Origin of the sequence: Mesorhizobium sp. M0862 (genome assembly GCF_040319795.1) — a bacterium.
Lineage (GTDB): Bacteria > Pseudomonadota > Alphaproteobacteria > Rhizobiales > Rhizobiaceae > Mesorhizobium.
The window spans coordinates 114,941-129,561 of sequence record NZ_JAMYOJ010000012.1; the positions used below are offsets into that span (position 1 = coordinate 114,941).

A 14,621-nucleotide genomic window follows, 5' to 3' on the forward strand; every position below is an offset into this window, starting at 1 on the left:
GACCCATGAAATCCTCGCTCGAAGACACGCTGCTCGCCGCGATCCGCACCATTCCGGACTACCCCAAGCCCGGTATCCTGTTTCGCGACATCACCACTTTGCTCGGCAATGCGCGCGCCTTCCGCCGCGCCATCGACGAGCTGGTGCATCCCTATGCCGGCCAGAAGATCGACAAGATCGCCGGCATCGAGGCGCGTGGCTTCATCCTCGGCGGTGCGGTCGCGCACCAGCTTTCGGCCGGCTTCGTGCCGATCCGCAAGAAGGGCAAGCTGCCTTACGAGACGGTACGCGTCGCCTACAGCCTGGAATACGGGCTGGACGAGATGGAGATGCACAAGGACGGCGTTGCGCCGGGCGAGAAGGTGATCCTGGTCGACGACCTGATCGCGACCGGCGGCACGGCGGAGGCGGCGGTCAAGTTGCTGAGGCAGATCGGCGCCGATATTCTTGCCGCGTGCTTCGTCATCGACCTGCCGGATCTCGGCGGACGGGCGAAGCTCGAAGCGCTGGGCGTGCCGGTGCGGACGTTGATCGGGTTTGAGGGGCATTAGGGAGTAGGGAGTAGGGAGTAGGGAGTAGGGAGGGAAGCTCCGCATTCCGTGCAAGGCGCAGCACCCACTGCTGCCTAATCCCTACTGCCTAAAACCTACCCCCTACCCAGCCTTCACCAGCACGGCGCTGTCGAACTCCAGCACCTTGTCGCCCGTCGAATCGAATCCTTCCGAGCGCAGCGCGAGCAGCCGCCAGCCGGGGCGATTGGCGAGCGGGCGGTGGGAGACGGCCGTGCGGGTGAAGGTGACGGTTTCGCCGGCATAGACCGGCTTTGTCCATTTCAGATTCCTGAAGCCGGGCGAGGGGCCGAATTCTGGTACCGGGCCGGGTCCGGTCCATTGAGAAGCGTCCATAGGATTTTTGAGATTGAGCTTCATCCAGGTGGCCGCGGTGTGCCAGCCTGAGGCGCAGAGGCGGCCGAACACGCTTTTCTTCGCCGCCTCCTCGTCGACATGAAAGACCTGTGGATCGTACTTGCGGGCGAACGCCTTGATCGCCTCGGCTTCGAATGTGTGCGAACCGAGGTTGATGGTATCGCCGATGCGGAAGAACGCGTCGAGGCTCATGCGCCGGTCTCGCGGGTCAAGAACATGACAGTGTTCTCAAGTTCGAAGACGCTTTCACCGCGCTGGTTGAACAGTTCGCTGCGCAAGGTGACGAGGCCGAGCTGAGGCCTGGATTTCGACAGGCGCCTGGCAAGCACGCTGGTGCTGCCGGCCAGTGTGTCGCCGGCCAGCACCGGCTTCTTCCATTTGACCTGGTCGATGCCGGGCGCGCCTTGCGCGGTCGAGTCGAGCAGGAAGGCGTCGCACAGCATGCGCATGAAGATCGCGCAGGTGTGCCAGCCGGAGGCGGCCAAGCCGCCAAGGATGCTGGCCTTGCCGGCGGCTTCGTCGAGATGCATCGGCTGCGGGTCGAATTCGGTGGCGAATTCGATGATTTCGGCCGCACTCACCTGCTTGGCGCCGAGGTCGATCGATGCGCCCTCGGTGAAATCCTCGTAGGCCCAGCTTTTTGCGGTCATGATCCCAATCCGGTTGTACGATTACCGGGCATCCGGATGCCGTCCGGGCGGCGTTTGGTCAAGCGAATTCTATTGGGCCTACAACCAGCCGCGGCGGCGGAAATACCAGAACGGCAGGATCGCCGACAGGATCATCAGGCCGATGGCGAAGGGATAGCCGAGCTCCCATTTCAGCTCCGGGATGACGTCGAAATTCATGCCGTAGATCGAAGCCACCAGCGTCGGCGGCAGGAAGATGACGGCGGCGACCGAGAAGATCTTGATGATGGCGTTCTGCTCGATCGAGATCATGCCGAGCGTCGCGTCGAGCAGGAACGAGATCTTCTGCGACAGGAAGGTGGCATGGTCGGCGAGCGACAGCACGTCGCGCGATACGGTCTTGATGCGGGCGCGGACGTCCTTGCTCATCTTGATCTGGGTCGCGACGTGGGCAAGGAAGCCGGTGAGGCGCTGCAACGAGATCAGGCTGTCACGGATCGAGGAGGCGATGTCCTCCTTGCGGCCGATGGCCTTGAGCAGTTCCTGGAAGTCGCGATTGCGCTTGTTCACCTTGGTCGACCGCGCCTCGAAGATGTCGCGCGAGATCGTCTCGATGTCACGGCCGGCGCGTTCGAGAATATCGGCTAGGCGATCGACGATCGCCTCCAGCAGGCCGATCAGGATGGTGTTGCCGGTGGTGCAGCCTGTCGCCACCTTCTCGGCGCGCAGGGGAAAGGTCTTGAACGCCTTCGGCTCATGATAGCGGATGGTGACCAGTCTCGGGCCGGCAAGCACAAAGGTAACCGGTGACATCAAGGGATCATCGATTTCGGTCTGCGCCGGCAAGGTGGCGGTCATGAAGTAGGCGCCGTCCTCGATGTAGAGGCGGCTCGAAATCTCGATCTCCTCCATCTCCTCGCGCGTCGGGATGGCAACGCCGAGCCAGGTCTCGATCGCTGTTTCTTCTTCCTTGGTCGGGTTGAGAAGGTCGGCCCAGACGACCTGATCGCCATTGGCCACGAGATCGTCGGCGAGGCGCAGGCGATCATTGTCGACGACGAAGGCCTTGATCATCGCCGAATCTCCCTTGCCGGATTAAAGGGTGCGTTCAGATTGACGCGTCGTGTAGGACTGCACGGTTCTTCGTCGCGTGCTCCGACCGTGCGCCTGCCGCTTAAACTTATGAGGTGACAAAATCAAGACAGGCGACCGAACTGAGAGATGGCCTCCGGCCGGTTAGAAAATTCGTCGAAAGTGCCGCTGTTAGACTTGGTCTATCTCCACCAAGCTCGTCGTGGTACAGCCAGCCGGTTGTGAACAAATTCCTAGCAAATGTTTAGAACGACGTTTACAATGTCTATGCCACTCTTCCATCAACACGGAAGGTAAAGTGATGGCCGAAACATCAATCGAATGGACAGATGCGACCTGGAACCCTGTCGCCGGCTGCACAATTCTTACTGCCGGATGCACAAATTGTTACGCGATGAGGATGGCTGCTCGGCTGGAAGCCATGGGAGTCGACAAATATGTGGGAGTGACACGCAAAAGCGGTGGCAAAGCGAAATGGACAGGCAAGATTAAGCTCGACCGCGCATCGATTTCCGTTCCGCAAGAATGGAAGAAGCCTAAGCGTGTCTTCGTAAACTCAATGTCTGATCTCTTCCACGCGGAAGTGCCAACTGCCTTCATCGCTGAGATATGGCAGGTCATGGCAGCAACGCCTCGCCACACCTATCAAATTCTGACAAAGCGGCCAGATAGGATGTCGGAAGTACTTTCCTCCCCCGAGTTCAATGTGCTTCCAAACGTCTGGCTCGGCACCAGTGTTGAAGATAGTCGGGTGCTGTACAGGCTGGATGAACTCCGGGCGGTTCCTGCGGCCGTGAGATTTGTTTCATTCGAACCCCTGATCGGGTCTGTTGCCGGCGCCAATCTCAAAAGCATTCACTGGGCAATCGTCGGAGGCGAAAGCGGACCGCAGGCTAGGCCGCTAGATACCCGATGGGTGGACGAGATTTTCGACCAATGCACCGATGCCGACACGGCGTTCTTCTTCAAACAGTGGGGCGGCAAGAACAAGAAGATAACAGGTCGCACCTATCGTGATCGGCTTTGGGACGATCTTCCCGATTTGAGAATATGAGAGGCCATCTTTGTCGCTAGTGCGACTGCGGCCGGACTCGTGTTTGACACGGCGAAAAAGAGTGAAGCCAGTGGCGCGCCCCCTTTATGATGAAGGCGAACTGGCTCCAAAACAGCCCCTTTGAACACTGTGCGCAGGCGCTCCTTCACGTAGGATTCGATAGCGTTCACATCCGCCCGCCGAACTGCTTGCCCCTTCGTTTCGAATAGGTCTTGGCGCGCACTTTCGTGACCATACCAACGCTCCCGCCAGTCAGTTGCCCCTAGAACGCGATCCAGACTTGCCTGCTTGCTCGGATCGAGCTTTGCCGGATCATGGGGAGCGTTTCGGTACAGACCTGACAACGGAAAGAAATACCAACAGTCCAAGGCTTCCGTTGCTGCGATGGCTTTTACCGTCTCCCATGAAACTTCCATGCCATAGGGATCGAGGAAGACAACGCCACGAATCCCACGGCCGACGGTCTCCGCTCCGCGCCAATTTGTGCGCTTGCAAAGGCGTTGGACAAGATCGTTGGCGTCCCCGTTTCGAACAATTATCTTGCGATTGGGATACTCAGAGATCAGTTCACCGAGTTGCGCAAAACGGGAATTATCCCGTTCGATCAGCACGATAGAATGCATCGGCGGGTCGACTTCGATTGCAATCCTAGCCGACCCCTGAGTGGTTACCTCTTCTGGTTCTGCCATTTCTGAACCGAAGAGAGGAAGACCGGGGCGGACTTCCGTACGAGTCCCGGAGCCGGCAAAAGCGTCGATATAAATGCAAGCGAATTCCTGGTCGCGCAGAGCGATAGCAAAGGCTCGGAGATATTCCTGTAAGCAACGAAGCTTCTTAGGGGTGTCTGGCCCCCCAAAGACGTGTGTTACCATCGTCGTCATCCTCCACCCTGGTACATCGATACGCACAATGAGTGGAGTGTCTAGGAGGAACTATGTCATAGCGATATTTTATTGCGCAATCGAGGCTGAGTGATTTCGTCTACCCAGTTGTCGGCCGCCACAGCGCTGCGCTCTACAGTATCGAGGCCGCCACACCCTGCAATCTCGTACCTGCTGCGAGATTTAGGCGCCAGCCTTCTACATGGCCGCGCCGCCATGGGTGGCGTGCTACAAGAAATCAGGTGTTGAACTTGAACAGCAGAACATCGCCGTCCTGGACGACATACTCCTTGCCTTCGTCGCGCGCCTTGCCGGCTTCCTTGGCCGCCACTTCGCCGCCCAGTGTGACGTAGTCGTTATAGGCGATGGTCTGGGCGCGGATGAAGCCGCGCTCGAAATCGGTGTGGATGACGCCGGCCGCCTGCGGGGCCTTGTCGCCCTTGTGGATCGTCCAGGCGCGCGTTTCCTTCGGCCCGGCGGTGAAATAGGTGATGAGATGCAACAGATCGTAGCCGGCGCGGATGACCTTGTTGAGGCCAGGTTCGTCGAGGCCGAGCGAGGACAGGAACTCCATCTCTTCCTCGTCGGAGAGCTGGGCGACTTCGGCCTCGATCGCGGCTGAGATCACCACGGTGCCGGCGCCCTGCGCGGTCGCCATCTTTTCCACGGCCCTGGTGTGCTCGTTGCCGGTGGCGGCGTCGGCTTCGGCGACGTTGCATACATAGAGCACGGGGTGCGAGGTCAAGAGGTTCAGTCCCTGCAGGATGCGCAGGTCTTCCGCTGAAATGCCCTTGAGCAGGATGCGGGTCGGCTTGCCGGCCTGGAGGAGCTCGAGTGCTGCCTCCATCATCGGCAGCACGGTGGTTGCTTCCTTGTCCTTGCTGCCGGCGCGCTTGCGGATCTGCACGATGCGGCGCTCGAGGCTGTCGAGGTCGGCGAGCATCAGCTCGGTCTCGACCGTATCGGCGTCGGCGACAGGGTCGATCTTGCCCTCGACATGGGTGATGTCGTCATCCTCGAAACAGCGCAGCACATGCACGATGGCGTCGACCTCACGGATGTTGGCGAGGAACTGGTTGCCCAGCCCTTCGCCCTTGGAGGCGCCGCGCACCAGGCCGGCAATGTCGACGAAGGAGATGCGGGTCGGGATGATCTCTTTCGACTTGGCGATCGCGGCGATCTTCTGCAGCCGCGGATCGGGCACCGCCACCTCGCCGGTGTTCGGTTCGATGGTGCAGAACGGATAGTTGGCGGCCTGCGCCGCCGCCGTCCTGGTCAACGCGTTGAAAAGCGTCGACTTGCCGACGTTGGGCAAGCCAACGATGCCGCATTTGAAACCCATGTGTCCGGTCCTATCGGGAAACTAGAAATTTGATGAGGGCTATGGGCGATAGGGGTGAGCAACGTCAAGCCCCGCGGTCCCGATCCTATCGACGCTCAGTCCTTCTTGCCGAACAGTTTCTTCAGCATGGCGGCCATAGGGCCGCTTTCCGGCAGCTTGGCCGCCGCCTGCTGTGGCCGTGCCTGGCGGATGTGACTTTGAGCCTTTGGACCTTCAGCCTTCGGCGCCTTGGGCGGCGGCCGGTCGTCGTCGCTGGTCGGCACCAGCTTGTCACGCCAGGCCAGAGTAATGCGGTTCATGAAGGAACTGTCGTCGCCCTTGGCCAGCAGCCCGGCATCGTCGGCGATGGTGTCGAGCAGCACGTCCAGCCACTCGCGATCGGCCTTGGCGAAGTCGCCGAGAACATGGCCATGCACCATTTCCCGGACGCCGGGGTGTCCGACGCCGATGCGCACGCGGCGAAAATTCTTGCCGACATGCTGGTCGAGCGAGCGGATGCCGTTGTGGCCGCCGGCGCCGCCGCCGACCTTGACCCGCAATTTGCCGGCCGGCAGGTCGATCTCGTCGTAGAAGACGGTCAGCGCCTCGGGGCCGAGCTTGTAGAAGCGCAAGGCTTCGCCGATCGGCTGTCCCGACAGGTTCATGAAGGTCTGCGGTTTGATCAGGAGAATCTTTTCGCCGGCAATCGTGCCTTCGGCGATCAGGCCCTGGAACTTCTTCGACCAGGGCGAAAACGAATGGCGGCGGGCAATTGCGTCCGCCGCCATGAAGCCGACATTGTGCCGGTTATCAGCGTATTTCGCGCCCGGATTGCCGAGGCCTGCAAAGACAAGCATCGTGAACTCCGGGCCCGAAAATTACTTCTCTTCGGCAGCAGGAGCCGCCGCTTCGGGGGCTGCCGCTTCCGCCGTCTCTTCCGTCTCCGGCTTCATCGCCGAGGAGCCGGCAATGGTCGCGATGGTGAAATCGCGATCGGAGATCACCGGCTTGACGCCGGCCGGCAAGGTAACCGCCGAGATGTGGATCGAATCGCCAATGTCGGCGCCGGTGAGATCGACGGTGATGAATTCCGGGATCGCATTGGCCGGGCAGTGGAACTCGACTTCGTGACGCACGATGTTGAGCACGCCGCCGCGTTTGATGCCGGGCGACTTGTCTTCATTGATGAAGTGGACGGGCACGTCGACGTTGACCTCGGTGTCCTTGCCGATGCGCAGGAAGTCGACATGGACCGGGAAATCCTTGACCGGGTCGAGCTGGAAATCCTTGGGCAGAACCTGGATTTTCTTGCCGTCGACATCGATCGTGGCGATCGTGGTCAAAAACCCGCCGCCATGGATTTTGTAGAAGACGTCCTTGTAGTTCAGCGCAATCGCCAGGGGAGGCTGTCTGTCGCCGTAGATAACTGCAGGCACTTTACCGTTGCGGCGAACTGCACGGGCGGACCCCTTACCGACCTGTTCGCGCGCTTCGGCCTTGAGCTCGTAAGTATCGTGGCTCATGGCATTTCCTTTCGCGTTTTATGGAGCGTTTGCGGTGGCAGTGTGCCTGGACCGTAAACGTCGAAAGCCGCCAGGCCTGGATGTCCGAATGCCAGAAACCGCATACGCGGAGCTTTGTTCGGGATCACAAGGGAAGGCAGCCTTCCGCCGCGTTGCCTCCAAGGGTGTCTACGCGGGTGGCGGCTCTATAGCGGAAGGCGGGCAGGCGTGCAAGCCATGGCGGGCAAGGGCGGCCGATGCCTGCGTTGGGCGCGCCGCATTGCGCTCAGGCCGGCAGGTCGGTGGGCGGATTTGATCCGTTTCCCTTGGCGCCACCCAGCGTGGACAGAGCGCTCAGCAGTTTCGTCCGGTCCTTGCCGATCATGAGCACGCCGCTGTCGGGCGCCAGCAGCGCCGAGAACGGAAGCATGGCAGCGCCGATCGAGGAGGCCTCAGGGCCGAATTGCCCCGACACGATCTCCGGCGCCACGATGCCGATTGCGCTGGCCTGGTTGAACTGGGTCTGCACCCTTGCCAGCAGTTCGAGATGGATCGGCCTGGGCAGGATCGAGTCGAGAACGATGGCCTCGATGTCGATGATGGAGGTGATGGCGATGATCGCCTCGACCAGCGCGCTCGCACAATCGTCGATCCATTCGAACAGCGGCACGCGCGCTTCGGCTGGCAACGGATCGAGTTCCCGCACACGATTGATCACCACGCCGCGCGACCTCAGGTGATTGACCAGCACATAGATCGAGGCGCGATGCAGCAGGCTCTGGTAGCGCGCAGGCTTCGCCGCCACCGAATCGAGGCTTGAGGGCGAGACCGGCAAGGGTCCGAGGGCAGCGCTGTTGCCATGCGGCCCGGTATGGACCCTGCCGCCTTGCACCAGGCCGCCGCCGACAAAAGTGTCGATCGAGATGTGCATGAAATCGCGAAAGCGGGCGCCGGCGCCCTGGACAAGTTCGGCCAGCGCCGCCGACGTGGCGTCGTTTTCCACGAACACCGGCGTCTTCGCCGGAGTGGCAAAGCATGTCGTCAGGTCGATCGCCTCCCAGCGGCTGCCGAGATCGTCGGGAAAGCCGAGTTCCTCGCTCCAGCCGCCGAGGAAATAGGGTGAGGCAATGCCGACGCCGACGATGCTGGCATCGCCAAGCCCATCCACCAGCTTTTCGAAGGTGGCCAGCGCCATGTTGCCGGCCTTCAGCACCAAATCAGGATCGGGGAAGCGGTATTCGTGCGACTCTCTTGCGCGGATTTCACCGGCGAAGTCGACCAGAACGGCTTCAAGCGCACGCCGGCCGATCTTGATGCCGACGCTGTAGATGCGCTCCGGCGTCAGCCGGTACAGCGTGGAGGGCGAACCGCGCTGCCCGAACCTTTTTCCCACTTGCTTTACGAATCCGGAAGATTCCAGGCCGTCGACGATGGCAGCGACGGCCGCCGGCGTCAGGCTTGCCGCGCGCGCCAGATCGGACTTGGAGGCTTCCTTGAGGCGACGGATGGCGTCGAGCACGAAACGCTCATTATAGTGCCGAACTTTGACAGAATTGCTGCCTTTTCCTGACAAAACCCGCACACTCCCCAAATGTCCCGTTCCCGGCGCGAAGCCCGCAAACCACCTGCGGCCGAGCGCACCCTGCGGTGCCTATGTAGGCGGCGACAGTGCGCGTCGGAACCATGGAAGTCAATTTCGCCGTTGCGCCTTTGCGCTATTTAATATAGCAAATTGAAAAAATAACTAGTCAAGGAGGAGACGTGCTGCACTCGGGCACACAAAGCGAAGCCGACGCTGCGGTGGTGCGGGCTGTTCCTGTTGCCCTGGTTCAGGCGACGAAGGCTTTCGGCGGCACGATTGCGCTCAAGGACGCCTCCTTCGAATTGCGCTCCGGCGAGGTGCTGGCGCTGCTTGGCGAAAACGGCGCCGGCAAGAGCACCTGCGTGAAGCTTCTGGCCGGTGTGCATTCTCCCACCAGCGGTCATGTCGAGGTTGACGGCAAATCAGCCGTCTTCCATTCGCCGCATGACGCGCAGGCGGCCGGCATTGCGGTCATGCACCAGCATCCTGGCCTGTTTCCCGATCTGTCGGTGGCGGAGAACATCTATCTCGGCCACATGCCGCGCGACCGCTTTGGCGGCATCGACAATGCCGCCATGCTGGCCGGCGCCCGCAAGGTGCTGGCTACCGTCGGGCTCGACGTGCCGGCGGCAACGCGGCTGGGAACACTGCGTACCTCTGAACAACAACTGGTCGAGATCGCCCGCGCGCTGTCGCTGGATGCCCGCGTGCTGATCATGGACGAGCCCACGGCGGCGCTGTCACAGCGCGAGGTCGAGCGGCTGTTTTCCGTCGTTGCCGATCTCAGGCTGCATGGCGTGGCGATGATGTTCGTCGGCCACCGCATGGATGAAATCTTCCGCATCGCCGACCGCATCGCCGTGCTGCGTGACGGGCGCCTGATCGGCGTCAAGCCGAAGGCCGAGCTTGGCCGCGCTGCCGCCATCAGCATGATGGTCGGGCGTGAAGTCACCGACCTCTATCCCGAACGGCGCCATGCCTCAGGCGCGCTGGTGCTGGAGGGGAAGGGACTTTCGCGCGCCGGCGGCTTTACCGGCATCGACCTCAAGCTTCACGCAGGTGAGGTGCTCGGCCTTGGCGGTCTGGTCGGCAGCGGACGCACCGAGATTGCGCGCGTGCTGTTCGGTATCGACCGGCCCGACGCCGGCGAAATCCTGATCGACGGCAAGCCCGTGCAGTTCGCCTCGGCGCGCGACGCCATGGATGCGCGCATCGCCTATGTGTCGGAAGATCGCATGGGCCAGAGCCTGGTGATGGATTTCTCCATCCTCGACAATGCGGTGCTACCTGTTCTCGACAAGGCCGCACAACGCGGTCTCTACGGCACCGACCGCGCCATCGGTCTGGTGGCGGACTGGCTGAAGCGCATGAAGCTGCGCTTTTCCGGCTATGGGCAGCCGGTGAAAGAGTTATCCGGCGGCAACCAGCAGAAGGTGGTGCTGGCCAAATGGCTGCGCACCGAGCCGCGCGTGCTCATCCTCGACGAGCCGACGCAAGGCATCGATGTCGGTACCAAGGCGGAAGTGCATGCAATGATCGTTGACCTTGCCGCGCAAGGCATGGCGATCCTGCTGATCTCGTCAGAGATGCCCGAGCTGATCGGCATGTGCGACCGCATTATCGTGCTGCGCGAAGGCCGCCAGACTGCTGAGTTTTCGCGCGGACAAGCCACGCAGGAAAAGGTACTGGAAGCGGCGACCAGGACCGATGAACGTGCCGGCCAGGCAGCGCAGATAGAACGCGCCGCCGAGGAGGAAAAGGCAAAAGGACCGTTCGATTTTCTGAAGCGGCGGGAATTCGGCCTGCTTGCGGCGATGCTCGCCGTCGCCATTCCGGTCACCATCATCAACCCGCGCATGGTGAGCGCGGCGAACCTCACCGCTGTGTCGATGGACGCGGCCTTGCTGATTGTCGCCGCACTGGCGCAGATGCTGGTGCTGATCACCCGCAACATCGACCTGTCGATCGCAGCTGTGATCGGCCTCTCCGCCTATATGGCGGCCAGCATGGTTCAGGCCTATCCCGGATTGGACATCGGCATCGGCCTGATCACCGCCTGCGCGGTCGGCGGCTTTGCCGGACTGCTCAACGGCCTTGTCGTTACCAGGGGAAAGATCCCGGCCATCGTCGTTACGCTGGCTTCGATGTCGATCTTCCGCGGCTTCAACTCGATCTGGGCGGCGGGCGACCAGGTCAGCGCCGACGAAGTCACGCAAGCCTGGCTCGACATGACCGGGCTGAAGATCGCCGGCGTGCCGCTGATCGTCGTCATCGCCATTCTCATCCTGTGCGCCGGCTATGTGCTGCTCTATCGCACCGCAACCGGACGCGAGCTGTTTGCCACCGGCTCCAACCCGGACGGCGCACGGCTGATCGGCATTCCGGTCGACCGGCGCATCCTGCTGGCCTTCGGCATGGCCGGCTTGCTCGGCGGCCTGTGCGGGGCGCTGTGGGCATCGCGCTATGCCACCATCGATGCCCGCGTCGCGCTCGGCTTCGAGCTCACCGTGATCGCCTCCGCCGTGGTCGGCGGCGTCGCCATCCGTGGCGGTTCGGGCACGCTGCTCGGCATCATTCTCGGCGCGCTCACGCTCTTGGTCATCAAGAACGGGCTGACGCTGGTGCGTGTCGACCCGCTCTGGTTGCAGGGCGTCTATGGCCTGGTGATCCTGGTTGCCATCGGCATCGACACCTTCATCGTGCGGCGTGCCGAACAGGCAAGACAGGCGAGGGCGAGATGAGAAAGTTTATCCGCTCGATCGACTTCTGGGATCTGCTGCTGGCGACCGCCTGCCTCGCCGTCTTTATCTATGCGGCGGTCTTCGTGCCGAATTTCGTTTCCGGCTTTAACCTTTCTCAACTGGCGGCGAGCGCCTCGGAAAAGGCGTTGCTGATCCTGCCGATGACGCTGCTCATCATCACCCGCGAGATCGATCTGTCGATCGCCTCTGTGCTGGCGCTGACATCCGTGGTGTTTGGCCTGCTCGTCCAGGGCGGCGTGCCGACGCTGGCGGCCATTCCGCTGACGCTGGTCTTCGGCGGCCTGCTCGGCGCCTTCAATGGCTATCTGGTTTCAGGGCTGGGGCTGCAGTCGCTGGTGGTGACGCTCGGCACCATGGCGCTCTATCGGGGCATTGGCTACATCCTGCTCGGCACCGGTTCGGTCAACATATTGCCGCCGGCGGTCGTCGATTTCGGCATCAACAATCTGCCGGGCACACAAATCCCGTGGACCATCGTGCCGTTCCTGCTGCTGGCGCCGATCTTCGCGGTGGTGCTGCAGAAGACGCCGACCGGCAAGCGCATCTATGCGCTCGGCGGCAGCCCCGAAGTGGCGCGTTATTCCGGCATCGATACGCGCAAAATGGTGCTGAAGCTGTTCGTCGTTTCGGGCATGGTCGCGGCCATCGCCGGCATCGTCTATACCGCGCGCCTCTCCAACGCCCGCGCCAACAATGCGCTCGGCATGGAGCTCGATGTCATCACCATCGTGCTGCTCGGCGGCGTCAGCGTCTTCGGTGGTAAGGGGCGGCTCACGGGGGTCATGCTGGCGCTGCTGTTGATCGCCATCATCCGAAATGTGCTGGCGCTCAACCAGATCGGCGGCGACGCTCAAGGCATGATCATCGGCCTGCTTCTGATCGGCTCGCTGCTGGTCGGCAATTACTGGCGCTCCCTGGAGGAGCGGCTGTCAAGATCGCGCGTCCTGCGCGAAACCAAGGGGTGATCTCGGGCCCCTTTCTTCAAGCCCGAATTCTGACGGAGGAGACACAATGAAAGCGTTTAGAATAGCCCTGCTCGCATCCGCGGTTCTGCTTGCGCCGGCCTCGCTGGCATACAGCCAGGAATGCGCCAAGGAACCTGTAACGGTCGGCTTCCTGCCCAAGCTCGACACCGATCCCTACTTCAAGGTGGCTTTCGGCGGCGCCGAGGAGGCTGCGAAGGAAATTGGCGGCACCGCCACCCAGGTCGCCCCGTCGCAGGCGACGGCCGAGGCACAGATCGAATTCATCAACAGCCTTGTGTCGCAGAAGGTCGGGGTCATCGCTATCGCCGGCAACGACGCCAATGCGGTTGCGCCTGCGCTGAAGCGCGCCGTTCAGCAAGGCGTCCGGGTGATATCGTACGATTCCGACGTCGCGGCCGATGCGCGCGCGGTGTTCGTGAACCAGGTGAAGGGCGACAGTCTGGCCGAAATGATGCTGGAAAGCGCATTCAACCTCAGCGGCGGCGAAGGCGAGTTCGCCATCCTGTCGTCGACGCCGACGGCGACCAACCAGAACGCCTGGATCGACTTCATGAAGGCGAAGATGGCGGCAGAGCCGAAATACGCCAAGATGAAACTGGTGCAGGTCGCCTATGGCGAGGAGAGCGAGCAGGTCAACCAGCAGCAGGCCTTGGCGCTGGTGCAGGCGTTTCCGGATCTCAAGGTGATCATCGTGCCGGCAGGCATTGGCCTTCCGGCGGCCGCGCGCGCACTCGAGGAAGCCGGTATGATCGGCAAGGTCAAGCTGACCGGCCTTGCGCCGGCCACTTTGATTTCGAAATACATCAAGGATGGCGCTGCCCAGGATATCTGGTGGAATGTCACCGATCTCGGCTACCTGTCCTATCAGGCGGCCCAGGCGCTAGCGCAGTGCAAGATCACCGGCAAGGAAGGTGAGAAGTTCACGGCGGGCAGGCTCGGCGAATACACGATCGGGGCCAGCGGCGAACTGATCCTTGGCCCGGCCAAGATCGTGACGCCGGAAAACCTGGCCGAGTTTAAGTTCTAAGCCTCCCAAGGCCCGGCGGGCGCCGGTTCAAGCCGGCGCCCGCTCGTTCAATTGTCAGTCGAAAAGCGTGAGGGCGACGATGAAACTCTTGCTGGCAGGCGAGACCTTCGCGGCGACGACGTCGGTCGCTGCCGGCGGCGACGTTCTGACAAGTGCGACATGGGTGAATGGCGCGACGGCCTTCAATGCCGCCCTTGCCGCAGAGGGCATAGCGGTGACGCAGATCGGTGGCGATCGCTGTGCGGCCGAATTTCCGTATGACCTCGACGCGCTGGCCGAATACCAGGCGGTGGTGATCTCCGATGTCGGCGCGCTGACCTTGCTGGTCACGCCGGAGGCCCGCGCCGGGCGCATCGGCGTCAACCGCCTCGACGTCCTCAAGGCCTATGTCGAAGGCGGCGGCGGGCTGATGCTGGCCGGCGGCTATATGGGGTTCCAAGGCATGTTCGGCACGGCGCGTTTCCACGACACCCCGGTCGAGGACGTGCTGCCCGTGCGCTGCCTGCCATTCTCGGACGGGCTGGAAGTGCCGCAAGGCCTGCAGCCGTCGATCCTTCAGGCGTCGCATCCGATCCTTGCCGGTGTCGCGGGTCCGTTGCCGCCGATCCTCGGCATGAACAAACTCGATTTTAGGCGCGACGGCTCGTCCCAGCTTCTGGCGACCTGCCATTATCGCGGCACGGACTGGCCGCTGCTTGCGGTTCGTGAGCATGGCCGTGGCCGCACCGTCGCGTGGGCGACCGACATCGGCCCACACTGGCTGTCGCAGGACTTTTTGGGATGGCCGCTCTACGGCAAGCTGATGGGCAACGTCGTGCGCTGGCTGGCCGGCAAGGATTAAGCCTGGCGTGTTTGTAGG

General features: G+C 62.1%; 14 protein-coding genes. 6 read left to right on the top strand and 8 right to left on the bottom strand.

The annotated features are described in order from the left end of the window. Positions 1 to 5: 5 nt before the first annotated feature. Positions 6 to 551, top strand: coding sequence for an adenine phosphoribosyltransferase (locus tag NKI15_RS19250; protein ID WP_013529989.1), 546 nt, complete (start codon positions 6 to 8; stop codon positions 549 to 551). 102 nt (positions 552 to 653) lie between these two features. On the opposite strand, the gene NKI15_RS19255 is transcribed toward NKI15_RS19250, so the two are convergent. The 3 genes from NKI15_RS19255 to corA form a co-directional block, all read right to left on the bottom strand. Next, positions 654 to 1,118, bottom strand: a complete 465-nt coding sequence (locus NKI15_RS19255; RefSeq protein ID WP_023705912.1) for a MaoC family dehydratase — start codon at positions 1,116 to 1,118, stop codon at positions 654 to 656. Then, on the bottom strand, positions 1,115 to 1,576 hold the full coding sequence (locus NKI15_RS19260) for a MaoC family dehydratase (protein ID WP_023705911.1): 462 nt from the start codon (positions 1,574 to 1,576) through the stop codon (positions 1,115 to 1,117). The genes NKI15_RS19255 and NKI15_RS19260 overlap by 4 nt, the downstream gene beginning before the upstream one ends. Before the next feature lie 78 nt (positions 1,577 to 1,654). Further along, on the bottom strand, positions 1,655 to 2,629 hold the full coding sequence (corA, locus tag NKI15_RS19265) for a magnesium/cobalt transporter CorA (protein ID WP_023670034.1): 975 nt from the start codon (positions 2,627 to 2,629) through the stop codon (positions 1,655 to 1,657). Positions 2,630 to 2,948: 319 nt separating this feature from the next. On the opposite strand from corA, the gene NKI15_RS19270 reads away from it, so the two are divergent. Then, positions 2,949 to 3,701, top strand: coding sequence for a DUF5131 family protein (locus tag NKI15_RS19270; protein WP_023705910.1), 753 nt, complete (start codon positions 2,949 to 2,951; stop codon positions 3,699 to 3,701). Here NKI15_RS19270 and NKI15_RS19275 read toward each other — a convergent pair. The 5 genes from NKI15_RS19275 to NKI15_RS19295 all read right to left on the bottom strand — a co-directional run bounded on the left by NKI15_RS19275 (position 3,656) and on the right by NKI15_RS19295 (position 8,924). Beyond that, on the bottom strand, positions 3,656 to 4,573 hold the full coding sequence (locus tag NKI15_RS19275; protein ID WP_245260951.1) for a three-Cys-motif partner protein TcmP: 918 nt from the start codon (positions 4,571 to 4,573) through the stop codon (positions 3,656 to 3,658). The two genes, NKI15_RS19270 and NKI15_RS19275, sit on opposite strands and share 46 nt — an antisense overlap. Before the next feature lie 247 nt (positions 4,574 to 4,820). Beyond that, positions 4,821 to 5,924, bottom strand: a complete 1,104-nt coding sequence (ychF, locus tag NKI15_RS19280; protein ID WP_023683702.1) for a redox-regulated ATPase YchF — start codon at positions 5,922 to 5,924, stop codon at positions 4,821 to 4,823. Between the two features lie 95 nt (positions 5,925 to 6,019). Further along, the gene (gene pth / locus NKI15_RS19285) at positions 6,020 to 6,760 is read right to left on the bottom strand and encodes an aminoacyl-tRNA hydrolase (protein WP_023705908.1); all 741 of its coding nucleotides are present in this window, start codon (positions 6,758 to 6,760) and stop codon (positions 6,020 to 6,022) included. Positions 6,761 to 6,781: 21 nt separating this feature from the next. Then, entirely contained in the window at positions 6,782 to 7,426 is a 645-nt protein-coding gene (locus NKI15_RS19290) for a 50S ribosomal protein L25/general stress protein Ctc (RefSeq protein ID WP_023686131.1), read from the bottom strand. A 265-nt stretch (positions 7,427 to 7,691) separates the two neighbouring features. Beyond that, on the bottom strand, positions 7,692 to 8,924 hold the full coding sequence (locus tag NKI15_RS19295) for an ROK family transcriptional regulator (protein ID WP_023701572.1): 1,233 nt from the start codon (positions 8,922 to 8,924) through the stop codon (positions 7,692 to 7,694). Positions 8,925 to 9,166: 242 nt separating this feature from the next. Between NKI15_RS19295 and NKI15_RS19300 the strand changes: the two genes are divergently transcribed. The 4 genes from NKI15_RS19300 (at position 9,167) to NKI15_RS19315 (ending at position 14,603) form a co-directional block, all read left to right on the top strand. Then, entirely contained in the window at positions 9,167 to 11,728 is a 2,562-nt protein-coding gene (locus NKI15_RS19300; protein ID WP_023814994.1) for an ATP-binding cassette domain-containing protein, read from the top strand. Next, the gene (locus tag NKI15_RS19305) at positions 11,725 to 12,714 is read left to right on the top strand and encodes an ABC transporter permease (protein WP_023814995.1); all 990 of its coding nucleotides are present in this window, start codon (positions 11,725 to 11,727) and stop codon (positions 12,712 to 12,714) included. The genes NKI15_RS19300 and NKI15_RS19305 overlap by 4 nt, the downstream gene beginning before the upstream one ends. A gap of 46 nt (positions 12,715 to 12,760) precedes the next feature. Next, the gene (locus tag NKI15_RS19310; protein ID WP_023695802.1) at positions 12,761 to 13,762 is read left to right on the top strand and encodes a rhamnose ABC transporter substrate-binding protein; all 1,002 of its coding nucleotides are present in this window, start codon (positions 12,761 to 12,763) and stop codon (positions 13,760 to 13,762) included. Between the two features lie 79 nt (positions 13,763 to 13,841). Further along, complete coding sequence (locus NKI15_RS19315; RefSeq protein WP_023695801.1) at positions 13,842 to 14,603, top strand: glutamine amidotransferase; 762 nt, start codon at positions 13,842 to 13,844, stop codon at positions 14,601 to 14,603. The last annotated feature ends 18 nt before the right edge of the window (positions 14,604 to 14,621 follow it).

Bases quoted from the DNA above. Each gene is read 5' to 3' on its own strand.
- pth (WP_023705908.1), bottom strand. From the start codon at position 6,760: ATGCTTGTCTTTGCAGGCCTCGGCAATCCGGGCGCGAAATACGCTGAT.
- NKI15_RS19270 (WP_023705910.1), top strand. From the start codon at position 2,949: ATGGCCGAAACATCAATCGAATGGACAGATGCGACCTGGAACCCTGTC.
- NKI15_RS19255 (WP_023705912.1), bottom strand. From the start codon at position 1,118: ATGAGCCTCGACGCGTTCTTCCGCATCGGCGATACCATCAACCTCGGT.
- NKI15_RS19275 (WP_245260951.1), bottom strand. From the start codon at position 4,573: ATGGTAACACACGTCTTTGGGGGGCCAGACACCCCTAAGAAGCTTCGT.
- NKI15_RS19310 (WP_023695802.1), top strand. From the start codon at position 12,761: ATGAAAGCGTTTAGAATAGCCCTGCTCGCATCCGCGGTTCTGCTTGCG.
- corA (WP_023670034.1), bottom strand. From the start codon at position 2,629: ATGATCAAGGCCTTCGTCGTCGACAATGATCGCCTGCGCCTCGCCGAC.
- NKI15_RS19315 (WP_023695801.1), top strand. From the start codon at position 13,842: ATGAAACTCTTGCTGGCAGGCGAGACCTTCGCGGCGACGACGTCGGTC.
- NKI15_RS19305 (WP_023814995.1), top strand. From the start codon at position 11,725: ATGAGAAAGTTTATCCGCTCGATCGACTTCTGGGATCTGCTGCTGGCG.
- NKI15_RS19290 (WP_023686131.1), bottom strand. From the start codon at position 7,426: ATGAGCCACGATACTTACGAGCTCAAGGCCGAAGCGCGCGAACAGGTC.
- NKI15_RS19260 (WP_023705911.1), bottom strand. From the start codon at position 1,576: ATGACCGCAAAAAGCTGGGCCTACGAGGATTTCACCGAGGGCGCATCG.
- NKI15_RS19250 (WP_013529989.1), top strand. From the start codon at position 6: ATGAAATCCTCGCTCGAAGACACGCTGCTCGCCGCGATCCGCACCATT.
- ychF (WP_023683702.1), bottom strand. From the start codon at position 5,924: ATGGGTTTCAAATGCGGCATCGTTGGCTTGCCCAACGTCGGCAAGTCG.